At 74.5% G+C, this 26,345-nt stretch carries 18 protein-coding genes; 8 read left to right on the forward strand and 10 right to left on the reverse strand.

What is annotated here, in order from left to right; all coding sequences use genetic code 11:
* Nucleotides 1–2 precede the first annotated feature (2 nt).
* From ACZ4TV_RS23750 to ACZ4TV_RS23770, 5 genes are read right to left on the reverse strand one after another with little or no spacing between them, the layout of a single operon-like run.
* Entirely contained in the window at nt 3–1,043 is a 1,041-nt protein-coding gene (locus tag ACZ4TV_RS23750) for a 3-oxoacyl-ACP synthase III family protein (RefSeq protein ID WP_468136780.1), read from the reverse strand.
* Nucleotides 1,040–4,003 (reverse strand): type I polyketide synthase, encoded by a 2,964-nt coding sequence (locus ACZ4TV_RS23755; RefSeq protein WP_468136781.1) that lies wholly within the window; start codon nt 4,001–4,003, stop codon nt 1,040–1,042. Before ACZ4TV_RS23755 ends, ACZ4TV_RS23750 begins: the two co-directional genes overlap by 4 nt.
* Nucleotides 4,003–4,305 carry an acyl carrier protein gene (locus ACZ4TV_RS23760; protein ID WP_468136783.1) on the reverse strand — a complete coding sequence of 101 codons (303 nt, stop codon included), beginning with the start codon at nt 4,303–4,305 and terminating at the stop codon, nt 4,003–4,005. Before ACZ4TV_RS23760 ends, ACZ4TV_RS23755 begins: the two co-directional genes overlap by 1 nt.
* A 54-nt stretch (nt 4,306–4,359) precedes the next feature.
* Entirely contained in the window at nt 4,360–6,114 is a 1,755-nt protein-coding gene (locus ACZ4TV_RS23765; RefSeq protein WP_468136784.1) for an acyl-CoA dehydrogenase, read from the reverse strand.
* On the reverse strand, nt 6,108–7,919 hold the full coding sequence (locus tag ACZ4TV_RS23770; RefSeq protein WP_468136785.1) for a fatty acyl-AMP ligase: 1,812 nt from the start codon (nt 7,917–7,919) through the stop codon (nt 6,108–6,110). Before ACZ4TV_RS23770 ends, ACZ4TV_RS23765 begins: the two co-directional genes overlap by 7 nt.
* A 310-nt stretch (nt 7,920–8,229) precedes the next feature.
* Here ACZ4TV_RS23770 and ACZ4TV_RS23775 point away from each other — a divergent pair, with 310 nt between their 5' ends.
* The 3 genes from ACZ4TV_RS23775 to ACZ4TV_RS23785 all read left to right on the forward strand — a co-directional run bounded on the left by ACZ4TV_RS23775 (nt 8,230) and on the right by ACZ4TV_RS23785 (nt 11,724).
* A complete protein-coding gene (locus tag ACZ4TV_RS23775; protein WP_468136786.1) occupies nt 8,230–9,789 on the forward strand; it encodes an acyl-CoA carboxylase subunit beta in 1,560 nt (519 codons plus the stop codon).
* A gap of 41 nt (nt 9,790–9,830) precedes the next feature.
* A complete protein-coding gene (locus tag ACZ4TV_RS23780) occupies nt 9,831–10,607 on the forward strand; it encodes a thioesterase II family protein (RefSeq protein ID WP_468136787.1) in 777 nt (258 codons plus the stop codon).
* A gap of 217 nt (nt 10,608–10,824) precedes the next feature.
* Nucleotides 10,825–11,724 (forward strand): ion transporter, encoded by a 900-nt coding sequence (locus ACZ4TV_RS23785; protein ID WP_468136788.1) that lies wholly within the window; start codon nt 10,825–10,827, stop codon nt 11,722–11,724.
* Nucleotides 11,725–11,734: 10 nt separating this feature from the next.
* Here ACZ4TV_RS23785 and ACZ4TV_RS23790 read toward each other — a convergent pair whose 3' ends face one another.
* The 5 genes from ACZ4TV_RS23790 to ACZ4TV_RS23810 form a co-directional block, all read right to left on the reverse strand.
* Nucleotides 11,735–15,415: an SAV_2336 N-terminal domain-related protein gene (locus tag ACZ4TV_RS23790; RefSeq protein WP_468136790.1), complete on the reverse strand. Its 3,681-nt coding sequence runs from the start codon at nt 15,413–15,415 to the stop codon at nt 11,735–11,737.
* A complete protein-coding gene (locus tag ACZ4TV_RS23795; protein WP_468136821.1) occupies nt 15,412–16,554 on the reverse strand; it encodes an AAA family ATPase in 1,143 nt (380 codons plus the stop codon). The genes ACZ4TV_RS23790 and ACZ4TV_RS23795 overlap by 4 nt, the downstream gene beginning before the upstream one ends.
* Nucleotides 16,555–16,585: 31 nt before the next feature.
* The gene (locus tag ACZ4TV_RS23800; protein ID WP_468136792.1) at nt 16,586–18,652 is read right to left on the reverse strand and encodes a VMAP-C domain-containing protein; all 2,067 of its coding nucleotides are present in this window, start codon (nt 18,650–18,652) and stop codon (nt 16,586–16,588) included.
* Nucleotides 18,649–19,932 (reverse strand): hypothetical protein, encoded by a 1,284-nt coding sequence (locus tag ACZ4TV_RS23805; RefSeq protein WP_468136794.1) that lies wholly within the window; start codon nt 19,930–19,932, stop codon nt 18,649–18,651. The genes ACZ4TV_RS23800 and ACZ4TV_RS23805 overlap by 4 nt, the downstream gene beginning before the upstream one ends.
* Nucleotides 19,933–20,063: 131 nt before the next feature.
* Nucleotides 20,064–21,146 carry a phosphatidylinositol-specific phospholipase C domain-containing protein gene (locus tag ACZ4TV_RS23810; RefSeq protein WP_468136796.1) on the reverse strand — a complete coding sequence of 361 codons (1,083 nt, stop codon included), beginning with the start codon at nt 21,144–21,146 and terminating at the stop codon, nt 20,064–20,066.
* Between the two features lie 275 nt (nt 21,147–21,421).
* Between ACZ4TV_RS23810 and ACZ4TV_RS23815 the strand changes: the two genes are divergently transcribed.
* The 5 genes from ACZ4TV_RS23815 to ACZ4TV_RS23835 all read left to right on the forward strand — a co-directional run bounded on the left by ACZ4TV_RS23815 (nt 21,422) and on the right by ACZ4TV_RS23835 (nt 26,223).
* Nucleotides 21,422–22,330 (forward strand): trypsin-like serine peptidase, encoded by a 909-nt coding sequence (locus ACZ4TV_RS23815; RefSeq protein ID WP_468136797.1) that lies wholly within the window; start codon nt 21,422–21,424, stop codon nt 22,328–22,330.
* Between the two features lie 143 nt (nt 22,331–22,473).
* The gene (locus ACZ4TV_RS23820; RefSeq protein ID WP_468136799.1) at nt 22,474–23,082 is read left to right on the forward strand and encodes a TetR/AcrR family transcriptional regulator; all 609 of its coding nucleotides are present in this window, start codon (nt 22,474–22,476) and stop codon (nt 23,080–23,082) included.
* A gap of 315 nt (nt 23,083–23,397) precedes the next feature.
* Nucleotides 23,398–24,696, forward strand: coding sequence for a precorrin-6y C5,15-methyltransferase (decarboxylating) subunit CbiE (cbiE, locus tag ACZ4TV_RS23825; protein WP_468136800.1), 1,299 nt, complete (start codon nt 23,398–23,400; stop codon nt 24,694–24,696).
* Nucleotides 24,693–25,442, forward strand: coding sequence for a precorrin-4 C(11)-methyltransferase (cobM, locus tag ACZ4TV_RS23830; protein WP_468136801.1), 750 nt, complete (start codon nt 24,693–24,695; stop codon nt 25,440–25,442). Before cbiE ends, cobM begins: the two co-directional genes overlap by 4 nt.
* Nucleotides 25,432–26,223: a cobalt-precorrin-6A reductase gene (locus tag ACZ4TV_RS23835; RefSeq protein ID WP_468136803.1), complete on the forward strand. Its 792-nt coding sequence runs from the start codon at nt 25,432–25,434 to the stop codon at nt 26,221–26,223. Before cobM ends, ACZ4TV_RS23835 begins: the two co-directional genes overlap by 11 nt.
* Nucleotides 26,224–26,345 lie beyond the last annotated feature (122 nt).

Here is a 26,345-nt window from a genome sequence, read left to right on the forward strand (position 1 = left end):
CCTCACACCTTCTCCAGGGCGAAGCCGGCCCTGATCCACCGGCTGGACTCCACGCACAGGGCCAGTGCCCGGTCTCCGGCGCCGAACTTCGGCAGGAGCCGGTCGAGTTGCAGGAACGGCAGGGCATTGCCGGTGTTGCCGGTCTCGGAGACGCAGGAGATCTCCTGCGCGGGGCCGGCCGGCAGCCGCTCGACGATGCGCGCGGTCATCCGTTCGGACAGCTGGGGCGGCAGCAGGAAACCGATGTCGTCGAGGCTCCACCCGAGCCCGCCGAGCAGCTCCCAGAGGATCTCCACGGAGATCGTGGGCACGTGCTCCTCGATCGCCTTGTAGTCCTCGGCCAGCATCCGCCGCTCCGCGTGCCGGTCGGTGGTCCCGTACCAGTCCAGGAGCTGGCCGGGCGGGCGGCCCTGGCCGGTCCAGGAGTTCAGCACCGCCCGCACGGCGACCCGCTCGCCCTCGGGCTCGTCCGTGAGGACCGCGGCTCCGGCGCCGTCCCCGAACAGGACGTAGTTGACCAGTTCCTCGGTGGGCATCCGGACGGTGTCCCGCCGGGGCGACAGGAACCGGTGCGTGACGTCCCCGCCGAGGATCAGGCCGGCCCGGCGGCCGCCGAGGATGAGGGTGCGGCCGAGGTCGAGGGCCTGGATGGCGCCGGAGCAGCCCGCCTGGATCTGGTAGACCGGCAGGTGGTCCAGGCCCAGCCGGTCGGCGACCTCGCTCGCGGTGGTCGGCAGGAGCATGTCGGGGGTCGCGGTCGCGAGCACCACGAACTCGATGTCGGCGGGACCGAGGCCCGCGGCGCTCATGGCCTGGGCGCCCGCCTCGGCGCACAGGTCCGCGAGCGAGCCGCGGACCTCTCCGGTGACCGGGTCCCAGCCGAAGTGCCGGGTCCTGGTGCCGACGAAGATGTCGATCCACTCCTCGCTCACGCCCAGCAGCCGGCCGAGCGCGGTGTTGTCCACCGGGTCGCCGGGCAGCGCCGTACCGGTCGCGGCGAGGTACACCGTGGCGCGGTCCGCCGCGTCCGCTCCCCGCGTCACGCCGACCTCGCCAGGAGCATGTCGCCGAGGAACTCGGCCAGCGAGCCGACCGAGCGCAGCGCGGGCAGCATCTGCTGCACGGACACCTCGCCGACCCGGGGCAGCCGGGCCTCCACCTGGTTCTTGAGCTGCATGATCATCACCGAGTCGAAGCCGAGGTCCTCGTAGAAGCGGGCCTCGCGTACGACGCGCTCCGGGGGGTAGCCGCCGACCTCGGTGACGGCCTCGACGACCGCGCGCAGCACCGGGTCGTCGGCGCCGGGGTCCACGGAGCCCGTGGTGACGGGCGTCGCGCTGACGGACGGCGCGCTGACGGACGGCACGGGGACGGGCGTCGCGCTGACGGGCGGGGCGGTGTGGACGAACCCCTGCCGGTCCCAGTACCGCTGCGCCGAGGAGAAGACGTACGGGGCCAGCGGTTCGACGACCCGGTGCTCGGGGGCGTACAGCTCCTCCCAGAGCGGGTCGAGCCCGCCCCGGTACAGGGCGGCGACGGTCCCGGCGAGCTCCCGCCCGGTGGCCTCGGCGCCCGGGGCGGGGTGCAGGAACTCCACCGCCGTCGCGCGCCCGCCCCGGGCGGCGATCTGCAGGAGCTGGCTGCGCGGGCCTATCTCGATCAGATGGGTGGGGGCGACGTCCGCGACGAGCGCCGCCAGCGCGGTGTCCATGAGCACGGGCTCCTCGATCTGGTCGGCCCAGTAGCCGGCGTCCATGCGTTCGTGACGCAGCATCCGGCCGTGCCGGGTCGAGGCCACCGGCACGGCCGGCGGCGCGCAGCGCACCGCCTCGGTGCGCAGGGCCGCGGCGGCCGGGGCCATCAGCGGCGAATGGAAGGCGTAGGGGACCGGCAGCGCCTTGACGCGTACGCCGCGTCCGGCGAGCTCCCCGCCGATCCGGTCCAGTGCGTCCAGCGGTCCGGAGATCACCGTGTCCGCGGGGCCGTTGATCGCCGCCACGACCGTGTCCGGCTCCCCCGACAGCAGCTCGGCGAGCTCCTCGGGACCGGTGGCCGCGGCCAGCATGCCGCCGCCCGCCGGCAGTCGGCTCATCAGCGCCCCGCGCCGGACCACCAGGCGGGCGGCTTCCTCCAGGTCGAGGGCGCCCGCGGTCACGGCGGCGGCGTACTCGCCCAGGCTGTGGCCGAGGACGGCGGCCGGGGTGATCCCGAGCGAGGTGAGCGTACGGGCCAGGGCGTAGCCCACGGCGAACAGCGCGGGCTGCGCGAACTCGGGCCGGTGGACCCGCTCGTCGCCGTCGAGGATCAGCTCGCGCACGGAGGTGCCGAGGTGCGCGGCGAGCGCCTCGTCGGCCTCGGCCAGATGGCGGCGGTAGACCGGGGAATCGCGGTGGAGCCCTGCCGTCATGCCGGGGAACTCGCTGCCCTGGCCGGTGAAGAGGAAGGCCACGACGGGCCTGCCCCAGGGGCGCCCGCCGCTCCCGGCGGCGTCCGGGAGGGCCGCCGCCCGGCGCAGTGCGTCCACGAGCTCGCCGGTGTCGCGCACGGGGACCGCGAACCGGTGCGGCAGGCCCGTCTTGATGCGGTTGCTGCTCCAGCACAGGGCCGCCGCACCGCCGCGCGGGCGCCTGGCCACCGCCTCGGCCTGGGCGGCGAGGTTGCGGCGAAGTGCCTCGGGGGTGTCGCCGCTGACGGTGAAGACGCCGACGGCGCCGCGCGCCGTGGCCGTACGGGCGCCCGTGGCGGCGGCCGGGCGGACCCGGGGCGCCGAGCCGAGGATGGCGTGGGCGTTCGTACCGCCCATGCCGAAGCTGCTCACCCCGGCGAGGCTCTCCCCGCGGGGCAGCCGCATCGGGGACTTCAGCAGGCGCAGGCCCCGTTCCCCGAGCCGCAGCCGCGGGTTCTCCCGGTCGGCGAAGAGGCTTGCGGGGACGATCCGGTGGTGCAGGGCCAGCACGGTCTTGATGAGGCCGGCGATGCCCGCCGCGCCCTCGGTGTGGCCCAGGTTGCCCTTGACGGAGCCGATCGCGCAGGGGTTCTCGCGCGGGACCCCGTGCACCGCGCCGAGCGCCGCGCACTCGATGGCGTCGCCGAGTACGGTCCCGGTGCCGTGCGCCTCCACGAACGCGACCCGGTCCGGGGTGACCCCGGCGCGCCGGTACGCGGAGTTCAGCACCCGCTGCTGCGACCACCGGTTGGGGGCGATCACACCGTTGCTGCGGCCGTCCTGGTTGACGGCGCTGCCGCGCAGTACGGCGTAGATCCGCTGGCCGTCCGCGAGCGCGTCGTCGAGCCGGCGCAGCACGACCAGGCCCACGCCGTCGCTGCGCCCGATCCCGTCGGCGTCCGCGCTGAAGGGCTTGCAGCGCCCGTTGGCCGCGGCCAGGCCGAGCTGTCCGTAGACCATGCCGAGCGAGGGCGAGAGCACGATGTTGACCCCGCCGGCCAGGGCGGTGTCGCACTCCTCGGCCAGCAGGGAGTTGGCCGCGAGGTGGACGGCGACGAGCGAGGAGGAGCAGGCCGTGTCGACGGCGAGGCTCGGTCCGGTGAAGTTGAAGTGGTAGGAGATCCGGTTGGCGGCCATTCCGGCGCTGCTGCCGGCGCCGAGCAGCGGGGTGACGCGGGCGAGGTCGCTCATGGTGAGACGGCCCCACTCGCCGCCCATCACCCCGACGAACACTCCGGTCTCGGTGCCCGCGAGGTCGCCGGGGGCCCGGCCGGAGTCCTCCAGGGCCCGCCAGGCACAGGGCAGCAGCAGCCTGTGGTGCGGGTCCATCGCGGCGGCCTCGCGCGGGGTGACGGAGAAGAAGTCGCTGTCGAAGACATCGGCGTCGTCGATGAAACCGCCACTGCCGCTGACGGCGGGGAAGTCCCGGGCCTCCCAGCGCTGCGCGGGCACCGGGCCGATCCCGGCCCCGCCGCGCATCAGCAGGTCCCAGTACGCCTGCGCGCCGGCCGCCCCGGGGAACGCGCAGTCGATCCCGACGACGGCGATGTCACCCATCAGTGCCGGCCCTGCGCGTCCGGCGAGGCGACCGGCAGCACCGTCGACAGGTAGCCGACGAGGCTCTTCACGGTCGGGTGGTCCCACAGCAGCGTCGGTTCCACCTCCAGGCCGAATTCGTCCTCCAGGTCACCGCACAGGCTCAGCGCCGCGACGGAGTCCATGCCGTACTCGGCGAACGGCACGCCGGGATCGATGGTCTCGGGTGCGCGCCGCAGGTAGAGCGAGAGCCGGGCGTACAGCCACTCGTGCGGCAGTACGCCGTCGACGGCCGCGGCGGGCCGATCGGTGGAAACGGTCATCGTGGGACTCCTTCAGTGCGTACGGCGCATCCGCCGGCCGGCCGGGGGAACCGGTCAGCCGGGGATGGGGCTGGAGTAGAGGTCGTAGCTGATCTGAGTGCTGAAGCGGAGCTGGACCTCGTGCCGGATCCGGGTCTCGCACTCCGCCGGCAGATCGGCGACGCGCGTGCCCAGCCGCCGGGCGATGCGGTGCAGGGCGGCCGCGGCCCAGGACGGGTCGGCGAGGAACGGGTCGGGGCCGTAACGGCCCTGGTCCCACAGGCCCAGTACGGCGGCTGCGGCCAGCAGCAGCGCGTACCGGTCCATGAGGGCGAACTTGGCGGGCTGGGCGGTGGCGGCCGAACCCGCCGCTTCGAGTCTGAGCACCCGGCCGCGCACATCGCGGAACTCCTCGACGAGCTGGCCGGCGAGCGTGCGCAGGGCGTGCTCGACGGGACCCGTGCCCTCGATGCTCGCGCTGACGGCGAGCATGGTCGCGCTGAGGGAGTCCCTTCCGCAGGCGAGGCTGAGCCGGTCGGTCCGCAGCGGCGGCAGATCGCCGTGCAGACGGAACAGGCCGGCGGGCGCCTCGTCCTCCATGAACCACGAGGCCCGTGCCAGGCGCGGCATCTGCGGGATGACCGTGGCCTGGCAGGCGACCGTTCCGGCGTGGCCGAGGCTGAGCACCGGCACGTCCCTGACGTGCTTCTGGAAGATGCCCAGGGTCCCCTCACGGGTGTAGAAGCCGGAGCCCAGCACGATGGACAGGTCGTACATGGTCTCGGTGAGCACGCGGGGCAGCAGGTACTTGAGCGCCGCCGAGTAGACGCTGGTCTCGGCGGGCAGCAGGTGCAGGGCCCTGGTGGCGACGATGGCGAGGGCGTCGTACAGCAGCAGGTTGACGAAGGCGTTGGAGAGTGCCGCGCCCGTACGGCCCCCGTCGCCGCGGCCCGCCTGCCACCCGCCGGAGCGCTCCCGGTCGAAGCGGACGGCGGTGCGCAGGCTGGTGTCGAGCGCCGCGACGGCCGTGGCGGCGATCACGGTCCGGCTGATCTGGAACGACCGGAGGGCGGTCTCGATGCCGCTGCCCTCCGGGCCCAGCAGGGCCGAACGGGGCACCGGACAGTCGTCGAACTCCACCCCGGCGAACCGGCAGCCGCGCAGCCCGACCGGGGTCCGGGGCGCCGTCACCGCCGCCCGTACGTCCGTCAGCTGCTCGGGTTCCAGCAGGAGCACCGAGTGGCTTCCGCTGCCGGGGGCGGGGTCGGTACGGCAGAACAGGACCAGCGCCCCCGCCCGTTCGAGGTTGTTGACCATCGGCTTTCCGCCGCTGATCAGATAGCCGTCCTCGCTGCGGCGGGCCGTGACCTGGCTGCGCACGTAGTCGTTGCTGTGGGCGGTCTCGTGCTGGGCGATGGCCGCCTTGCCCCCGTCGCGCAGCAGCCCGGCGAGCCAGTGCCGCTGCCGGGAGCTTCCGGCGGTCCAGACGTCGGAGGCGGCCATGAAGGTGGTCATGCCGTGGCCCATGGCCAGGCCCACGTCGCGGCGGAAGACCGGGCGCATGATCCTGACCAGGGTGTCCATCCCGTCGAGCCGCCCGCCCAGCGCGCGCGGTATGTACTCGTCGGTGATCCCGAATTCGTCGAGCAGCGCCTCGCCCGCCGCGAAGGGCACCGCGGCCCGGTCGGCCTCCAGCAACGCGGTGTAGCCGACCGGGTTGGCCGGGTCGGAGGGGTCGCCGAACAGCGCCTCCAGCTCGGCCACCCGGGCCCGTACGGCGTTCTCGCGCTGCTGCGCCACGGCCTGGTCGCCGAGGAGGGAGGTCACCACCGTCTTCCTCCGTCGGCTCCTTCCGGCTGCAGCAGGTCCTCCCCGAACAGCGCGTCCTGCGCCCGGGCCAGCGCCCGTACGTCCGGGGTGAGCACCTCGTACTCGCCGCGCATGACTCCGTCGAGGAAGAGCTTGCGCATCAGGGTGCGCTGTACCTTGCCGCTGCTGGTGCGGCGTACGGTGCCGGGGCGCACGAGCAGGACGTTGCCGGCCGGGATCTCGAACTCCTTGCCGATCAGGGCCTGGATCCGCTGGGCGATGGTCCGCAGTTCGGCGTTGCCCTCTCCGCGCACCTCCTGGACGAGGACGAGCTGCTCGCCCCCGGCGTCCACGGAGAACGCGGCGCCCACGCCGAAGGTCAGCGCCGGGCTGACGGTGCGTGCGGCCCATTCGATGTCCTGCGGGTACACGTTGCGGCCGTTGATGATGACGACTTCCTTGAGCCGCCCGGTGATGAACAGCTCGCCCTCGTCGAGCATGCCCAGGTCGCCCGTGCGCAGGAAGTTGCTCTCCTCGTTGTTCAGGCTGGCGCGGAAGGTCTGTGCGGTCTCGGTGGGCCGCCGCCAGTAGCCGCGGGCCACGCTGTGGCCGCGCAGCCAGATCTCGCCGACCGCGCCGCTCGGCAGCTCGTGGTGGGTCAGCGGGTCGACGATGCGGACCTCGATGTCGACCGGGACGCCGCAGCCGACCAGGGTCTGGACGCGCTCCCCGCCGGCGGCGCGCAGCACCCGGTCGCGCATCAGGGCGGTCCTGTCGAAGTCCTTGCGGACGTGCGGGGTGCCGGGTGCGCCGCCCGAGACGACCAGGGTCGTCTCGGCCAGTCCGTAGCAGGGGTAGAGGGCCTCGGGGCGGAAGCCGGCCGGGGCGAACCGCTCGGCGAACTCGTCCAGGCTCTCGGGGCGTACGGGTTCGGCGCCGTTGAGGGCCAGGCGCCAGCGGGACAGGTCGAGCGCGGCGACCTGCTCGTCCTTCACGCGGCGTACGCACAGGTCGTAGCTGAAGTTCGGGCCGCCGCCCACGGTGACGCCGTACTCGTCGATGGCCTGGAGCCAGCGCAGCGGCCGCTTGACGAAGGACAGCGGGGTGACCTGGACGCTGTGGGTGCCGAGCCAGAGCGGGTGCAGCAGGTGCGCCACCAGTCCCATGTCGTGGAAGTAGGGCAGCCAGCTTCCGAAGCGGTCCTCGCGGGTGGTGCCCAGCACCTTCTGCAGGGCGGCCTGGTTCGCGAGGAGATTGCGGTGCGAGACGGTCACGCCGCGCGGTTCGGAGACGGAGCCCGAGGTGTACTGGAGGAACACCAGGTCGTCCGGGCGGGCGCTGACGGGCCGGTAGGCGTCGGCGTCGCCGATGCCGGCCACGTCGCTGACCACGCAGAGCGCCTCGGGCCGTGCGTTGCGGGCGAGCCAGAGCGCGACCTCGGGTGCGGCCGCCGTCTCGGTGAGGACCACCGTCGCACCGGTGTCCTTGAGGACGGCGGTGGTGCGGTTGAGCCGCTTGTCGCGGCCGGCTTCGCCCGGCATCGGTACGGGTACCGCGATGGCGCCGGCGTAGAGGCAGCCGGCGAAGGCCTTGAGGAACTCGAGGGTCGAGGAGTAGATCAGCAGCACCGGCTGTCCGGTAGCGCCGTGCTCCTGGAGGCAGGCGGCGATCCGTCTTGCCTCGCGGTCCAGCCCGCCGTACGTGAGGTGGTCGGCTTCCACCCCGCCGATGGTGTCGCGGAGGAAGATGTGCGCGTCCTCGTCGGCTAGTTCAGCCGCCCGAACCCGGAGGAGTTCGGTGAAGGTGGCGAAGCGTGACTCTGACATCCGCGGCATCCCCTCGGGTCTGCGGGCCCGTGGAATGGCGGACCTCGATGGCCCGGATCATGCGTGCCCTTCCTTAAGGGGCGCTTGCGCCCGTCGGCTCCGGGGCTGCGGCAGGGGGCCTCGGCGCCGACGGCGGCGCCCGCCCACCGGTACGGGGAAGCGCCGGGTCGGCCCGGAGGGCGCGCGCACCCCTATCCCGGTCAGGGGGTGGTCGGTGTTCTCCGCGCGCGCCCCGGGTGCTTTCAATGGCAGGCACTGCCCAGGGCGCCGCCATCGGCGGCGCCCCGATGGCCGAGGAAACGGGTGGAGCATGACAGTTGCCGATGTCGGTGTCCGAGTGGCCGAACTAGGAGCGATCAAGGAGTCCGCCGAGCTGGGTCCGTCCCCGAGGGCCTCCGAGGCGCAGCACGCCCGCGGCAAGCTGACCGTGCGCGAGCGGCTGGACCTGCTCTTCGATCCGGGCACCTTCCGTGAGATCGAGCAGTTGCGCCGGCACCGGGCCACGGGTTTCGGCCTGGAGGACCGCAGACCGCACACCGACGGTGTGGTGACGGGCTGGGGCAAGGTCGACGGCCGCAGGGTGTTCGTGTACGCGCACGACTTCCGGATATTCGGCGGCTCGCTCGGCGAGGCGCACGCAGAGAAGATCCACAAGGTGATGGACCTCGCGGTGGCGGCGGGCGCCCCGCTGGTGTCGCTCAGCGACGGCGCGGGGGCCCGTATCCAGGAGGGGGTCACCGCGCTCGCCGGATACGGCGGCATCTTCCGCCGCAACGTGGCGGCGTCCGGGGTGATCCCGCAGATCAGCGTGATGCTCGGGCCGTGCGCCGGCGGGGCGGCGTACTCGCCCGCGCTGACCGACTACGTGTTCATGGTGCGCGACATCGCGCAGATGTACGTCACCGGTCCCGACGTGGTGCGGGCGGTGACCGGAGAGGAGATCAGTCACGACGATCTCGGCGGCGCGCAGGTCCACTCCTCGGTCTCCGGTGCGAGCGCCTTCCTCTACGACACCGAGGAGGAGTGCCTCGAAGAGGTGCGCCACCTCCTGTCGCTCCTGCCGTCCAACAACCGCGAGTTGCCGCCGGCCGTGGCCTCCCGCGACCCTGCGGACCGGCTGACCGAGGCGCTGTCCGAGCTGGTTCCGGCCGATCCGGTCCGCTCCTACGACATGCGGGCCGTGATCGAGGAGATCATCGACGACGGCGATCTGTTCGAGGTCCACGCCCACTGGGCGACCAACATCATCTGCGGTCTGGCCCGGCTGGACGGCCACGTGGTGGGCATCGTCGCCAACCAGCCCGCCTCGCTCGCCGGGGTGCTGGACATCAAGGCCTCGGAGAAGGCGGCCCGGTTCGTGCAGACCTGCGACGCCTTCAGCATTCCGCTGGTGACGCTGGTGGACGTGCCGGGCTTCCTGCCGGGCAGCGGCCAGGAGCACGGCGGGGTCATCCGGCACGGCGCGAAACTGCTGTACGCGTACTGCGCGGCCACGGTGCCCCGGGTGCAGGTGATCCTGCGCAAGGCGTACGGCGGTGCCTACATCGTCATGGACTCCCGCTCGATCGGCGCGGACCTGTCGTTCGCGTGGCCCACCAACGAGATCGCCGTCATGGGCGCCGAGGGCGCGGCCACCGTGGTCTTCCGCCGGGAGATCGCCGCCTCGGACGACCCCGAGGCGGCCCGCGCGCAGCGCGTCAAGCAGTACCGCCAGGAACTCATGCACCCGTACCACGCCGCGGAGCGCGGCCTCGTCGACGACGTCATCGACCCGGCCAGGACGCGGCGCGTGCTGGTGGACGCGCTCGATGTGCTGCGGGCGAAACACGTGCCGCTGCCCGAACGCAAGCACGGCAACCCGCCGTTCTGACCCTCCGCCGCTCCGGGCGACCGAAAGGACACCGACCGACGATGACCCGTACGACCATGACCCCTACGACGACGACCGTGATGGCGCCCGGCAGCTGGCTGCGCCGCTTCCACCCGGCCGATGACGCGCCCGTACGGCTGTTCTGCTTCCCGCACGCGGGCGGCGCGGCCAGCTACTACTTCCCGATGTCCCGGGCCCTGTCCCCGCACGCCGACGTGGTGGCCGTGCAGTACCCGGGCCGCCAGGACCGCCACCACGAGCGGTGCGTCGACGACCTGCACGAGCTCGCGGACCGGGTCGTCGCGGAGCTGCGGCCCTGGTGCGACCGGCCGGTGGCACTGTTCGGGCACAGCCTGGGCGCCTCGGTGGCCTTCGAGGTGGCGCTGCGGCTGCAGGAGGCCGGCGACCCCGCGCCGGTCGCGCTGTTCGCGTCGGGGCGGCGGGCCCCCTCGCACCACCGCGAGAACCAGACGATCCATCTCGCCCCCGACGAGCGGCTGCTCGCCGAGATCAAGGGGCTGCGCGGTACGGACCCGGCGGTCCTGGCCGACAACGAGCTGCTGCGTTCGGTGCTTCCGGCGATCCGCGGCGACTACAAGGCGGCCGAGACCTACCGCTACCGCCCCGGCCCCGCCCTGACCTGCCCGATCACCGTGCTCACCGGGGACATCGATCCCGCGGTGACGGCCGAGGAGGCCGCGGGCTGGGCCGATCACACCGAGGGCCCCTTCTCCCTCCACCGCTTCGCCGGCGGCCACTTCTACCTCAACGAGCACGCCGCCGAGGTGACCGACCTGGTCCGGCAGCAGATCGCGTAGCGACGCGGTACCCGGGTCCGGCCGCGGTGAGGTGGCCGGACCCGGCCGTTTCCCGGCGCGGTTCGACCGGCTCGGCGGCTCCGGGACCGTTTCGGCGGTCAACCCGCACGAGTCGGCGCGTTGGCGTGCGGAAAGTGGTGAAACCCGATCGGCTGTGCGGCGTTAGAAGGATGGGCCGCCGTTCGGCCGCGGTGCAGACGAGAGTACGAGGAGCGCGATGACAGACCCGAGGCCGGCCGGACGCGGCCGGATGAAGCTGGCAGCCCGGTGCCGGGTGGCCACGGAGGCCCCCGCCTTCGGCTTGGTCGTCTTCTCCGCGATCCTGTTCAACGCCGCGCTGATGGGGGTGGAGACGTACAGCGGGCTCGCCGAGGAATACCGGCAGGTGCTGCGGGCCGCCGAGGACTGCTGCCTCACCCTGTTCACCCTGGAGATGCTGCTGCGCCTGGGCGCGTGCGCCGACCGGCCGAAAGCATTCTTCCGCGACCCGTGGAACCTCTTCGACCTCGCGATCGTCGCCTCCGCCTTCGTCCCGCTCGTCCGTGAGAACACCACCCTCCTGCGGCTGCTGCGCCTCGCCCGCGTGCTGCGCACCGCGCGCTTCCTGCCGCACCTGCGCATCCTGCTGATCGCCGTCGGCCGCAGCCTGCCGGGCACCGCCAGCTTCCTGTTCGTCGGGGCGCTGGTGCTGTACGTGTACGCCATGGTCGGCTGGGTCTGCTTCGCCGACTCCGACCCCCAGCACTACGGGTCCGTGGGCCGCGCCGCCCTCACGCTGTTCCTGCTCACCACGCTCGACGGCCTGACCGACGCCGTCCGCGCGGGACTGCAGATCTCCCGCCTGAGCATCATCTACTACGCCTCCTACGCCCTGCTCGCCTCCTTCGTGCTGGTGAACGTCCTCATCGGGGTCGTGCTCAACTCCCTGGACGAGGCCCGCGAGATGGAGGACGAGGCCAACCGGGTCCCGCCGGCCGGGGGCCCGGACGCGGGAGGGGCGGACCTCAAGGAACGCATCGCCACGGCCCGTCGCGCCCTGGACGAGATCGAGGCGAGCCTCGCCACCGCGGAGCCGCGTCCGGGGCGTCAGTTGGAGGCCTCGCACAGCGGGTCCTGACCGGACGGGCTCACTCCTCGTTGGCGCCGCGGATGTCCCACGAGCCGTCCGCGTGCTGCTCGGCGACCCAGGAGTCCGGCCGGCGGGACGACGACGGGGGCTGGAATCCCGTGTTTCCTTCGAAGCGCACGCCTTCGAAGGAAACCGAACCCCGGAAGTCCGCGAAGTCGAAGACCACCGGGCCCTCGAACCGGGTCCCGGTGGACACCAGCCCACGCTCCCACACCCCGTGCGCGAAGGAGACGGGCCCGGCGAAGACGGACCCGTGCAGCCCGAGCACATGGTGGAAGTGGGTACGGCTGAAGTCCGCCGCGCCCTCGACACGGACCCCGTTCATGTCCGACGGCTCCTTGAAGACCGCCCTGCTGAAGAAGACTTCGCCGTCGAAGCGCGCGCCCGTGAACCCGACGGTGTCACCGAAGACCGTACGGCGGAACGTGGCCGCGCGGTGGAAACGGATCCCGTCGAAGGACGCGGCCCGCCGGAACTGGACGGCCTCGAAGGAGACCGGCCCGCCGAAGGTGACCGCCTCGAACAGCGCCCGCCCCTCGAACACGGCACGGCGGAAGGAGACACGGCCCCAGAACTCCGCCTCCGCGCTCTGCCAGTCGTCCACGAAGCGCGCCCGGTCGAAGGCAGCCGACCCCACCCTGGCGCGATGCGTCTGCGGATCCCACACCGTCCGCAGCACCTGCTGGAGCAGGCCGGGCGCGAAGGTGGTGCCCCTGAAGTCCAGCGATGATCCGGGCCCGAGCGTCCTCAGGTAGGACTCCCGCGCCTCGCGCTCCAGATGGGCCAGGCAGCGGCCGAGCTCGGGCAGCCGGACGCCGACGCATCCCACCGGGTCGCTCCGCGAGGCACCGAGGCCGCAGGTGGGCCAGTCGACGGCCTCGCCCCGGAGCTCATCGGCCTCTGCCAGGGCCTCGCCCAGTGTGGCCGGGTCCCCGGTGCACAGCCAGCCCTGCGTCCCGCCCCCCACCTGCTCCAGCGCGCCGAGAACGGTCGGCCTGAGCAGCTCGGCCAGTTCCAGGTACAGGGCATGGGACAGGGCCACACGGAGGGATCCGGACCTGGACGGAAGGCGGCCCGGGCCCAGGAGCCCGGGGTGCCGGACGAGCCCGACGGCGTCCGTCACCGCCTGCCCGGCGATGCCGCTCCCCTCCGCGACGACCTCCCCGGTCACCACGGACACGGCGAGGGAGGGGTGCATGCCGTCCATCCGCCGTTCGCCGAACACCGCCATGGCCCGGGGCAGTTCGGCCAGCAGCCGACCGGCCTTGCCGAGGGCGCCCGGAGCATCGAACGTGACGAGCACCGGCGCGTCTCTCCCGCCACTGACCAACCTCCCGGTGATGTGCTCGTCCCCCATGAGCCCGATCAAGAGGTCGCTCGCCTCCGCCTCCGGCGAGCTTCCGCGCGGGTACACGCCGTCGTCGCCGGGCCGAACCGCCAGGCACACCGACGCCCCTGCTCGCTCCGTTTCCGGTGTCGCCGGGTGCGACGCGGCCATGGCCTCGCGGAAGCCCGCCTGTTCCAGCAGGGCGTGGCCCGACAGGAACACCATGCGGTCCGGCCAGACCCCGTGGACGACGCCGATCAGCTCGCCGTCGCGGGAGACGGGGCCGCCGCGGTAGTGCGTCCAGCTCTCGGGCTCGGTGGAGAGCCGGACGAGCTCGCCGTTGCGGGCTCCCTCGTACGGGACCACCTCGCCCGTCAGCGCCACGGGGTCCCCCTGGTCCGTACGGCCGTCGACGCGGACCCGGTCGGAGGCGGGGTCCGCGGCCGACCAGGGCAGGGGGTCGGACCAGGCCACCGGATCCACCAGGTCCTCGTCGGCCAGCAGCAGGAACACCCGGGGCAGCGCGTCGTCCCACCACACCGGGCGGCAGTAGACCTCCCGGTCACCGGCCCGCACCCAGCCGATCGCACCCGGCACCATGTCCCCGACCGTGAGGACCAGCCGAGGCGTCAGCAGGGTGCCGACCTCCTGCGGCTCCGGCAGCCCGTGGTAGCGGACGCGTACGATCCGGTCGCGCAGGCCGGGTCCCGGCGGATCCTGGGGCTGGGGCTGGGGCTGGGGCTGGGGCTGCGGTTGCGGTTGCGGTTGCGGTTGCGGTTGCGCCGCGAACGGCAGGGCCTCCTCGGCCACCCGGCGGCGGCCCTCCCGGCCGGGGCCGACCCGGATCGCGGAGAAGTCCGGACCGGTGCGCCGGTTGCGGGACATGAACTCCCAGACGCGGCGGCGCACCAGCTCCCGTACGGCGGCCACGTCCCCGCGCAGCTGCGAGCCGAGCAGGGCCTCGCGGACGCCGGGCAGGAACTCGAACTCCACGTCCTCGGGGTCCTGTTCGGCGCCCCAGGGCGCGAAGAGCCCACCGAGGGCGACCTCCGCGAGGTGGCCGTGCTCCGAGTCGCGCAGCAGGGAGCGCCGGACCAGGGTCATGACCGGCAGGGTCAGCGGTACGGCGGCCAGGTGGGCGGCGAGTTGCTGGGCGGTCGGGGAGGCGCTCGCCCGGAAGTGTTCCACCGCCTCCAGCGCGCCGCGCCCGCCGCCGGGGGCGGGCTCGTCCGGGGCGCTCGTGGTCCCCGGCTCCGCGTCCAGGCGCAGGCACGCGAGGCGCCGCCAGCGGCCGTCCCCGGAGACCACGCGCACCAGCCGGGCCAGGCTTCCCGCGGCCACCCCGACCACGGGAACGACGGTTGTGGCGGCTGCGGCGGCGCGGCCCCGCCCGGGGCGGGCGCGGCCGCGGCGGGCGGCCGGGACCTGCTGCCAGGAGCGGGTGGCGGCCGCCGGCCGGTCCGCGCGGACCGCGAAGGGGACGGGCCGGACGGCGCCGCGCGTCCAGAGCCGTTCGGGCAGGACGTTGAGTACGGCCACGGCGTTGTGCGCGCACCAGTGCCGGAGCACGCCCTGCACCGGGGCCTCCCGCCAGCCGCCCGCCACGGTGTCGGAGAGGACGAGGATCAGCCGGCGGCCCGCCGGGTCGGCCAGCTCCAGCGGGTTGCGCGGCGGGCCGCCCCGGCCGCGGGTGACCATCGGCGTGGCGCCGGATCCCGTGCCCGTCAGCTGCCAGGTGCGCACGTCGCGGAAGACCCCGCTGCGGGTCAGCGCACGACGCACCTCGTCCACGAGGTCCGCCCAGAGCAGCATCGAGTGGTGCGTGTCGACGACCAGCGCCAGGTCCAGCCACCGGCTCTCGGCGGGCCGCAGGACCGGGGTCGGCATCCTGCGCTCGATGCTGCGTTCCACGGTGAGCTGCTCGTCCAGTTCCTCCCCCGGGCCGCCGATGGAGCGCCGGCCGACGGGGCGCAGACAGCGCATCAGGGCGAGCGGATCGTCGAGGGAGGCGGCCCTCGGCAGCCGCAGGGGCGAGCCACGGCGTCCCGCGCCGGTGTCGGCCGGCTTGCCGGCGGGGTCGCGCCGGGAGGCCGGGTAGAGCTGGACGGCCGGATCGGCCCCGTCCGCGCCCCCGGGCCCGGGCACGGGTCCGGCCCCGGGCGGCGGGGAGTCCCAGGCGGGCGGCTGCTCGCCCGGCGGGTCGGCCGCCGGGCCCCCGGGCGGGCCGGCCCCGGCCGGATCCACCCGGGCCGCGAGCCACAGGATGTCGGCGATCTCCTCCGCCCCGATGCCGGGGCGCGGGCCGCCGTCCTCGGCGCCGTCGGCGAGGGCGGCGAGCAGCTTCTCGATCACGCCGTGGGCCCGGTCAGGTGCTGCATGACGGTGGCCAGGAAGCGGTCGCGGTCGCCGGGGGCCGACCAGGCACCGGCGAGGCGGAGCTGGATGGCGTTGAGGAGCTGGTCGGTGGCCAGGTCCCCGTCCTCGCCGCGGTCGAGGAAGGTCTGCACGAGTTCCTGGTACTCCTCGCTGGCCTCGATGTCGACCCCGAGGCGGCGGCGCACGATACGGGCGAGCTTCTCCGGTCCGGGCGGCTCCAGGTGGAGGCGGACGCAGCGGCGCAGGAAGGCGGGCGGGAAATCGCGTTCGCCGTTGCTGGTGAGGACGACGATGGGGAAGTAGCGGCACTGGACTCGGCCCTGGGTGATCCGCACGGCGGCGTCGGGATCGTCGTCGGTGCCGATGGCGACGGTGGGGTCCTCGTGGGCGAGGCGGGCCAGTTCGGGGATGAGGAAGCCGCCGTCCTCGAAGACGGTGAGGAGGTCTCCGGGGAGGTCGATGTCGCTCTTGTCGATCTCGTCGACGAGCAGCACGCGCGGGCGGTCCTGCGGCAGCAGGGCGGTGCCGAGCGGGCCGAGGCGCAGGTAGCGGGCGATCGAGGGTGCGGCCGGGGCCGGGGAGGTGGCGGGCGCGATGGCCCGGGCGGCGAGCGCCGCGGTGCCCGGGTCCGGCGGCGGCGCTGCGGCCGCCCGGGCGGCGGCCCCGGGCAGCGCGCCCGGGGTGCGCAGTTGCTCCAGCCCGGCCTCCTGGAGGCGCCCGATGGCGTCGTACAGGTACAGCCCGTCCCGCAGCACGGTCCGGCTGGTGATCGGCCAGTGCAGTACGGGCCCCAGGCCCAGGTCCGAGGCGATGCTGTACGCGAGCGTGGACTTGCCGACGCCCGGCTTCCCGGTGACGAGCAGCGGCCTGCGCAGGTGCAGGGCCGTGTTGACGACGTCCTTCTCGGGCTCGTCGGGTACGTAGCCCTCACCCCGCCGCCAGGTGCGCTCCCATGCCGGTCCCTCGCATCCGGGCGGCGCGTACCCCGGGTCGGGGGTGCCGGTGAAGTCCCGCCAGGGCGGCGGGGATCCGGCCTCCAGGCGGGCGCGCCGGTCCGCGTCCTCGCCGGTCCCGTGGTACAGCCACCAGTCCTTCACCACTGCCTCTGCCTCCATCATCGGTGTCGCCGTCTGTCAGTGGTCGGGGTCAGGCCAGGGACCGGAGGCCCGGTGTGTCATCGGGATCGTCCCACAACAGCACCAACTGGTCTCCCTGTGCGTTTGGTTGACGGGCGCGCACGGATCCCGCGGCCACGCCGGCGGCCGCCCGGCGCACCTCCCGCACGCGCGCGGGCAAGGCGAGTACGTCCAGTGCGCCGGGGTCGGGGCGGCCGTCCGGCCCGGCCGGTGCGAGCAGGTCGAGGAGCGCGGGCGCCGGTACGCCGCCCCCGCGCCGCCAGACCGCCACCGGCACGCCGCCCTCCAGTACGGCCTCCAGCAGCCCCGCGTGCGGGGCGGCCGTGGTGTGCGCGAGGACGCAGGCGGGCGCCGGTCCCGCGGCCAGCTCCATCCCGAGCGCGTCCGTGACCTCGGTCTCCTCCACCACCCGGACGGCATCGGGGTGCCGGCCGCCCTGGGCGCACAGCCAACGCCAGCTGCTGTGCCACTCGGCCCGGGTGTCCGCCCGCTCCTGCGGGCAGCGCACCACCACCTGGTGGAGCAGCCCGAGCGCGCGGCGGCGGCCGGCCGGGCCGCGGGGCACCGGCCACTGGTCGAAGTCGGCGTCCAGCAGCTCGTACGGCACGTGGAACTCGATGCGCTCCACCGTGCCGTGCGCCGGGCGCTGCCCGGGCCCGCCGCCGCCTCCCGAAGCCGCGCCCATCAGGGCGAGTTGTCGTACGAGCTCCTCCCGTACGGTGTCCAGCCGGACCGGTTCGCCCTCCGACTCCCATACGTGCTCGGTCCGTTCGCCCCGCAGCCAGATCCGGGCCAGGAAGCCGGGCCCGCCGTCCGGGGGCGCCTCCAGCCGGACGTGCACGACCGTCCGGCGCGGCGGGGGCGGCGGCGGGGGCACCGCCGGCAGGGCCAGGCGCTCGCGGGTGGCGCGCAACCAGTCCCGCAGCCGGGCCGCCCACGCCGCGTCGCCCGCCGCGGCGGCCCGGTCCGCGAGGAACCGTACGAAGGGCACGGCCAGCGGCATCCCGCCGCGTCCGCCCTGGCGCTCGTCCAGGTCCTGGACCACCTCCAGGAGGCTGTCCCCCGGCAGGCCGCCGCGCACCGGGGCCGCGCAGCCGGCCGCCTTGAACGCCCACGCGTAGGCCTCGTAGGCGCTGCGCGGCAGTTCGCGGCCCTCGAAGAGCTCGCCGATGCCGTCCCAGGCCTGCTGGTCGAGCCGGGCCGCCGGGGTGGGTCCGGCCCCGGGCAGGTCGTCGTCGAGGAAGGAGCAGTCGTCCCAGTCCCGGTCCACGAGGAACTGCGGCAGCTGCCAGCCCTCTCCGCGCTCGCGCAGCTCCTGGAAGGCGCGGTGGATGCTGCGGGCGGCGAGGGGCAGCCCGCTGACGCCCTCCCGCACGGACCGCTGCCCGAGTTCGCCGAGCAGGGCCTCGGTGAACCGGCCCGCGCCGCGCTCGGCGTCGTTCTGCGCGGCCTCGCCCTCGCGGGAGGCGTAGAGCCGGAACTGCCGTCGGCCCGGCACGGCACTGCCGCCGCCGTAGTCGGTGCTGCCGAAGTTCCACCGGGTGTCGCGGGGTGCGTCGACCCGGCAGGAGTCCACGAGTGCGGCCTGGATCGGGAAGCGGCGCCGTGTGACGAGGTCGGTCCGCCACCAGCGCAGCGCCGAGTCGAGGTTGAGGTGCCTGATCTGGCTCGGGCGGGCGTCGGCGCAGGGCAGCATCAGCTCCTGGCGCGGCCCGAGGTAGCCGTGTCCGGCCCAGAAGATCCACAGCAGGTCGCCGTCGCACTGCGGGAGTTCGTCGAGCAGCGCCGATTTGACGTTCTCCTCGGTCGCCGGCCGGTACGCCTTGCGCAGGGCGGCCATGGCCGGGGACTCGGACCAGTCGAGGGCGTCCGGTTCGTCGAGCGGGGACAGCAGCAGCCGGACGTTGCCGGGCGGCACCTCCCCGGGGCCGGTCAGCCACCGGGCGAAGCGCAGGGCGTCGCGGGCCGGGCCGCGCAGGTTCCAGCGGTGGCTGATGTCGTAGCGCTCGACCCCGGCGACGAGCGCGAAGGTGCGCCGCGGCCCGAGGGCCGGGGGCAGGAAGTCGGCGGGTGTCACCCGATCTCCGCCTCGGCCACCGCCTGTTCGATCCGCTCGTAGAGGGAGTCCTGTTTCCAGTAGGCGCTGTGGCAGGCCGGGAAGGGCTGCCGGCTGCCGACCTCGTGGTCGGTGACGCGCGCGTCGCCGGGGAAGACGGGCCCGGCGAGGTAGGCGAGCACGTCCTGGCGGTCGTAGACGTTGAGCCAGCGCGGGAAGCCGTACGGGAGTTTCGCGCCCGGTTCGAGCGCGGTCAGCGCGCCCAGCTCGTAGAGGAAGGGGGCCTGGGAGCCGACGGTGACCAGCAGCCGCGCCCCGGGGACGGCCTCGCCGCGGGCGGCGGCGAGGGCGAGGAGGTCCACCAGGGCGATCCCGCCGAGGCTGTGGCCGATGAGTACGGTCGGTCCCGGATCGGAGGCGATCCGGGCGTGCAGGAATTCCCGCAGGTCGTGGCCGCGGGCCTGGTAGCGCAGGATGTCGCCGAGCGCGGGAGTGGCGCCGACGGTGAGGGAGCCGCGCCAGGCGTTGAGCAGGGGCTGGGTGGTGACGCGCAGGGCGAGCCGGCCCAGGACGGCGGCCGCGCGGGCGCCGGGCACCCGGGCGTCGCCGCCGAGGCGGGTGGTGAGCAGCTCGACGAGGCGGTCCCGTTCGGCGCCGGTGCAATCGGCCTCGGCCCCGGCGGAGGCGAGCGCGGCGGCGGTCACGGCCCGGGCCAGGGCGGTGGCCAGCTCCCGGGCCTGCGGCTCGCCGGCCGCGCGTTCCCCGGCCCGGGCCGCCTCGGCGGAGCCGGCGGTGGACTCCAGGGCGGCGGCGAAGCCCGCGGCGAGGCCGGTGCCGTGCAGCAGGGCGCCGAGCTCGTCCCCGACGGGCGGCGGGGCGGGCGCCAGGGCGGCCAGCAGCCCGAGCACCCGGCCCCCGGCGGCCTGCACGCCGGGCATCGCGAAGCCGTCGACCGGCGTGCCCTCGCCCTCGCCCTCCCAGCCGGCCTCGCCCTCCCAGCCGGCCTCGGTCTCCCAGCCGGCCTCGGCCAGGACCCGCACCTCGCACAGCGGATCGGCGATCAGCAGCGCCCACTCCGCGGTCTCCGCGTCCACGGGGTCGGGCCCGGCCTGCGGCTTCGGCCGCAGCCCCGGCACGGACCGGCCCCCGGCGCCGAGGGTGGCCCCGAACCGGTCGCCCCAGTAGCAGGAGTCGACGACCGCGCCGGGGAACCTGGCCGCCAGCCGCTCCCGGACCAGTGCGAACAGCGTGTCGTGCCGCTCGCGCCGCACCCCCGTACCGTGGACAAAGAGAAATCGCACCGCTGCCCCGCCCCCTCACGCAGTCGCCCCGCCCGGCACCATAGCGCCGCCCGGCCAACAACGGCCCCGGAACGCGGAGTTCGGCTCGGCGACCCCCTGGCGGGAGCGGGACGCCGGGACGCCGGGACGCCTCAGCCGCGCGGTACGACCGTCGCCAGGACCTGGGGCAGGGGGTACCAGTCGGCGGAGATCACGGAGGCGTGGCGTCCCGCGAGGAGTGTGAGGCGGTCGCGGGCCTGGGCCTCGGTGGGGCGGGTGGAGTCGATGGCGGGGGCGACGCTGTGGGCGTCGGTGGCGATCAGCAGGTAGTAGTTGCGGTCGTACCAGCCGGTGTCGATGGAGCCCGCCGCGTACGCGCTCGCGTCCCCGTCGAAGATCACGAACCAGGGGCGCAGGGAGGCGTCGGCGTAGCGGGTGCGCGGGTCGCCCGGCTCGGCCCGGTGCACGGCGGGGAAGGCGGCGGCCTGGCCGAGCCGGCCCTGGGCGGCGAGGGAGCGCAGGTGGATGGCGTACTCGCGGTCGGTCCACAGGGTGTCGGAGCCGTTGCCCTCCTCCACGGTGCCGGGGATCAGCTCCACGATGAACTTCCCCGCCAGGCCGGCGCGGCTGGGCCAGGCCCCGGCGCGGGCGGCGGTGTCGAGGTCGGGGTGTGCGGCCGCCAGCTGGCCGGGGCGGTAGACGGCGTCGCCGAGCTTCGCGGTCAGCAGCGCGTCGAGGTCGGCGGGGCCGCGCCCGAGGTTGGCGGCGAAGCCGTCCTTGAGCTCCAGCTTGAGGACGACCGGCCGGTGGCCGGGGTGGGCGTCGTGCCAGCTGCGGATGTCGGCGAGGCAGCCGGCGAGGTTCTGGTTGCGGGACTTCGTGCGCAGCTGGGCCGGGGTGGTGGCGTTCTCGCAGTTGTTGTCGTTGCCGAAGGGGTTGTTGTGGGAGACCCGCCACGAGCTGCCGAAGAAGTTGGTCCACACGTCGAGTTCGAGCATGGCGGCACCGGAGTCCAACGCGTCCGCGAAGTAGGGGTACTTGGCCTTCTCGTAGGCGTTGTGCACGCCGACGCCGGTCGATCCCGCGTACGGGAGGGCGTCGGCGGCCCCTGCCGAGGAGGCGCCGGCCGAGGAGGAGCCTGCCGCCGCGCCGGCCGGCGCCGCCGTGCCCAGGGCGAGGGCCACGGCCGCCAGCCCGGCCGTCACCGCACCCGCCATCCGGTTCCGCAATCTCATGCTCTCGGCTCCTGTCGATCGTTGGCGGCTCAAGTCGCGTGGAGCGTAGGGCAGTTGGGTGACATGCGGAAGGCCGGAGAGTGACGCGCACACGGCGGCGGGACCGGCTGTGAGCACGGACACGTCCCCCGTTCGGAACCGGGGCCGCCGCTCCCCCATCGAACGGAGAGTCGGACAGGTCAGCGGGGCGGGAGCACCACATGTTCAGCACGGTTCACGGGCGGGGGCAGGGACGGGGGCGGGGGCAGGGACGGAGCCGGGTCGCACGGGGCTCCGTGCTCGTCGGTCTCCTCTGCACCCTGGCCCTCGCGGGCCTCGGGTACGCCGCCTGGGAGCTGCGCGGCATCGCCGCCAACCGCGCGGACGGGGATCCGGCGCAGGGCATCTACCAGCAGGACCCCGAACGTGCCGACCGGACGGCGGCCGCGGTGCTGGACGGGATCGTCCGGGAGGACCCGGAGCCGCCCACGGACGGCAAGGCCTTCGCCGCCGGCGGCGCCCCGGTGAACTGGCGTTCCGCCGGGTGGCAGCCCTCCGACCCCCTGGTGGCCCGGCCCGCCGCCGCCGAGCCCGCGATCGGCGCACTGTTCTCCCCCGGCTCCGACGGGGACCCCGACCACCACTGCTCGGCCGTGGTGGTCCACTCCCCCGGCGGCGACCTCATCGCCACCGCCGCGCACTGCGTCCACGGCGGCGGCTTCCGCACCAACCTCGCCTTCGCCCCCGGCTACCGGGACGGCGTGGCACCGTACGGCATCTGGGTGCCCACCCGGATCGACGTGGACCCGCGCTGGACCGAGGACCAGGACCCCGACCACGACATCGCCTTCGTCCGGCTGCGCCGCCCCGGTTATCCCGGCCAGCGACTGGAGGACGTCACCGGGGCACAGACCATCGCCTTCGGGCCCGAACTACCCGCGCCCGCCCGGCTCGTGGGCTACCCGAACACCTCCGAGCAGCCGCTGGAGTGCCGCAACACCGCCCGCCCGGCCGGGCCGACGCAGCTGCGGCTGGACTGCGCGGACGTACCCCACGGCACCAGCGGCGGCCCGGTGCTGACCGACGGCCGCATCCTGATCGGGGTGATCGGCGGCCGCGACGGGGGCGGCGACGACGAGACCTCGTACAGCATCTACTTCGGCGACAGCATCCGGGCCCTGTACGAGCGCTCCACCACGTCCTGAGCACCCCGGCACCGGGTGCGCCTCGCCACGACACCGCCGCGCGGAGTGTTTTTCTAGAAAGGTCTTCCAGTATCAGGAGTTGCTAGGCTCGGTCGCGCAGATTCGGGACAGGCACACCGCACGCACACCGACGGGACCGCACCATGTCTCCTAAGCAACAGCGCGGCGAGGCCACCGTCGACCTCCTCCTCACCACCGCGCTGCGGGTGTTCGCCGAGTCCGGCCAGCAGGGGTTCACGGTGAACGCGGTCGTCTCGGCCAGTGGGGTCAGCCTCGGCAGCCTCTACCACCACTTCGGCAGTTTCGACGGTCTCGCCGCCGCGCTCTACATCCGGTGCATGGACCAGCTGTGCGACGACATGGTCACCGCCCTCACCCGGTGCCGCACCGCCCGCACCGGTGTGCGCGCGTGGGTGACGGCCTACCTGACGTTCACCCAGGAACACCGGGACGTGGCCCTGTTCCTGCACGCCTCCGCCTACTCCGGCTACCTCGTGGCCCACGCCGAGGAGATCGGCGCCGCCAAGGCGGAGAAGTTCGCGGCCATCATGCGGTGGCTGGAAGTGCGCATGCGGCGCGGCGAGATCGCCCCCCTCCCGGCCCCCGTCATCGAGGTCCTGGTCATGGGCCCCCTCGCGGAGGCCGCCCGGCGCTGGCTCTCCAGCACCTACGAGATCGACCTCACCGAGGCCGCCCGCTACCTCCCGGACCACATCTGGCGCTCGCTGCGCCCCGACCCCGACCCGTCCTGACGCCGGACCGGCCCCGCGGGGACCGGACCACCGCGTGGTCGCGGGCGCTGGCCTCTGGGTGGTTGTCCGTATCGTCGTCGTTCATGCCGCAGAGTCTCCTGCGCCGGTGGTGTTCGGGTCAGGCCCAAGCCGGGGCGCCCGGAGGCACCCGGGGGCGGACGGACTCACATCGGGGCGCCCACTTCCAGCCTCGCCGGCGTTTGAGGCGCGGGGTCTGGGGCGGAGCCCCAGGAAACCCGGCCGCGGCCCCGGATCCGCAGGCCAGTAGGCTGCGGGTCCGCCGTCTTTCCCATCCCGTCCCCGAGGTACCGCGCCGTGAGCTCCGCACCGCCCCCCATACCCGTGACGGTCGTCGGCCTCGGCGCCGACGGCTGGGCCGGGCTCATCGCCGCCGCGCGGTCCGCGCTGTCCTCGGCCGAGGTGCTGATCGGCGGCCCGCGCCAGCTGGACCTGCTGCCGTCCACCGAGTGCGCCGGTGACCGGGTGGCGTGGCCGAGCCCGCTGCGCCCCGCCGTGCCGAAGCTGATGGCCGAGCACGCCGGCCGCCGGATCGCGGTGCTGGCCAGCGGGGACCCGATGTTCTACGGGATCGGCCGCGCCCTTGCCGAGGAGCTCGGGCCGCGGTCCCTGCTGGTCCACCCGCACCCTTCGTCCGTCTCCTACGCCTGTGCCCGCCTCGGCTGGCCGGTGGAGGACACCGAGGTGATCACGGTGGTCGGCCGCCCCGTGGCCCGCCTCGCGGCCGCGCTCTACGAGGGGCGCCGGGTGCTGGTCCTCAGCGCCGGAGCGGCGTCCCCGAACGAGATCGCCGCTCTGCTTCGAGAGCGGGGCTTCGGCCCGAGCCGAATGCGGGTGCTGGAGCAGCTCGGGTCCGAGCGCGAGGACGCGTACGAGGGCCTGGCCGACAGCTGGGACCACGCGCCCGGCGATCCCCTGAACGTGGTGGCCCTCGACTGCCGCCGGGATCCGGCCCACGCCGCGCCGCGGCTCGGCGCGACCCCCGGCCTGCCGGATCCCGCGTACGAACACGACGGGCAGCTCACCAAGCGCCACGTCCGGGCCGCGACCCTGTGCGCGCTGGCCCCCGCCCCCGGCGAGCTGCTGTGGGACATCGGCGGCGGCTCCGGCTCCATCGGCATCGAGTGGATGCGGACGCACCCCTCGTGCCGGGCGGTGGCGGTGGAGCGCGTACCGGAGAGGGCCGCGCGGATCACCCGTAACGCGGCGGCCCTCGGCGTACCCGGCCTGCGCGTGGTCATCGGCTCCGCTCCGGAGGCACTCGCCGGACTCCCCGCCCCGGACGCGGTGTTCATCGGCGGCGGGCTGACCACACCGGGCCTGCTGGACGCGGCGTGGGCGGCGCTGGCCCCCGGCGGCCGGCTGGTGGTCAACACCGTCACCCTGGAGTCGGAGGCGGTCCTCACCGACCGCTACCGCCGTCACGGCGGCGAACTGGTGAAGCTCGCCGTCGCGCACGCCGTGCCGGTGGGCGGTTTCACGGGCTGGCGGCAGGCGATGCCGGTCACCCAGTGGTCGGTGACGAAGTCACCCAAGGCGCCGGGGGCACCCACATCTACGGCATCTACGGCATCTACGGAGAAGGATCGAACATGACCGTGTACTTCATCGGTGCGGGCCCCGGCGCCGCCGACCTGATCACGGTGCGCGGTGCCCGGACCCTGGCCGCCGCCCCGGTCTGCCTGTACGCGGGCAGCCTCGTGCCGCGCGAGCTGCTGGCCGAGTGCCCGGCGGACGCCCGGCTGGTGGACACCTCGCAGCTGAACCTGGACGAGATCATCGCCGAGTGCGTACGGGCCCACGCGGCGGGCCAGGACGTGGCGCGGCTGCACTCCGGCGACCCGTCGATCTTCAGCGCGGTCGCGGAGCAGATGCGGCGGCTCGACGCGGCCGGCATCCCCTACGAGGTCGTCCCGGGCGTACCGGCCTTCGCCGCGGCGGCGGCCGCCCTCAAGCGGGAGCTGACGGTCCCGACGGTCGGCCAGACGGTGATCCTGACCCGGATCGCCCAGCAGGCCACGCCGATGCCGCCCGGCGAGGACCTCGCCACCCTGGGCCGCAGCGGCGCGCTGCTCGTGCTGCACCTGGCCACCCGCTACGTGGACCGGGTCGTCGACGAGCTGCTGCCGCACTACGGGGCCGAGTGCCCGGTGGCGGTGGTGGCGATGGCCAGCCGCCCCGACGAGCTGATCCTGCGCGGCACCCTGGCCGACATCGCCGCCCAGGTGAAGGAGGCGGGCCTCGTCCGCACCGCCGTCATCGTGGTGGGCCGCACGCTGGGCGCGGAGCAGTTCCGCGACAGCCACCTGTACTCCCCCGAGCGCGACCGGCATGCCTGCTGAACCGGCTCCGGGCCCGGGTCCGGGCCGCGGCCCGGAACGGCACGTCCTGATCCTGGGCGGCACCACGGAGGCCCGCCGCCTGGCGGAGGCGCTGGCGCACGACACCTCGTACCGGGTGACCACCTCGCTGGCGGGCCGGGTCAGCTCGCCCGTGCTCCCGCCGGGCGAGACCCGGATCGGCGGCTTCGGCGGGCCGGGCGGGCTGGCGGCCTGGATCGCCGCCCACCGGGTCAGCCACCTGGTCGACGCCACCCACCCCTTCGCGGAGCGCATGAGCTTCAACGCGGCCGGGGCGGCGGCGCTTTCGGGCGTCCCGCTGCTGGCGCTGCGCCGCCCCGGCTGGTCGCCCGGCCCGGGCGACGCGTGGGCGTTCGCGGACTCCCTCGCCGAGGCGGCCGCCCTGCTGCCGGGCCTCGGCCGCCGGGTCTTCCTGACCACCGGCCGGATGGGCCTGCACGCCTTCGCACACCTCACCGACACCTGGTTCCTGGTGCGTTCGGTGGATCCTCCGGCCGCGCCGACGCCGCCACAGCTCGAAGTCCTGCTGGCCCGGGGGCCGTTCACCCTGACCGACGAGCGGGAGCTGCTCGCCCGTCACCGGATCGACGTCCTGGTCACCAAGGACAGCGGGGGCTCGGCGACCTCCCCCAAACTGACCGCCGCCCGCGAGGCGGGCGTCCCGGTCCTCGTCGTCCGCCGCCCGGCGGTCCCGGAGGGCGTACCGGAGGCGGACTCGGTGGCCGGGGCCCTGAACTGGCTCGACAGCACGGCAACTTCGTAGCCCCTCAGCCCCGCCGGCCCACCTCAGCTCCGCCGGCCCACCTCAGCCCCGCCGGCGTTTGAGGCAGGGGGCACCTCCCAGCGGTAGCTGGGGGAGGGTCCGGGCGGAGCCCGGTGCCCGGC

Source organism: Streptomyces sp. NPDC028910, assembly GCF_055564955.1.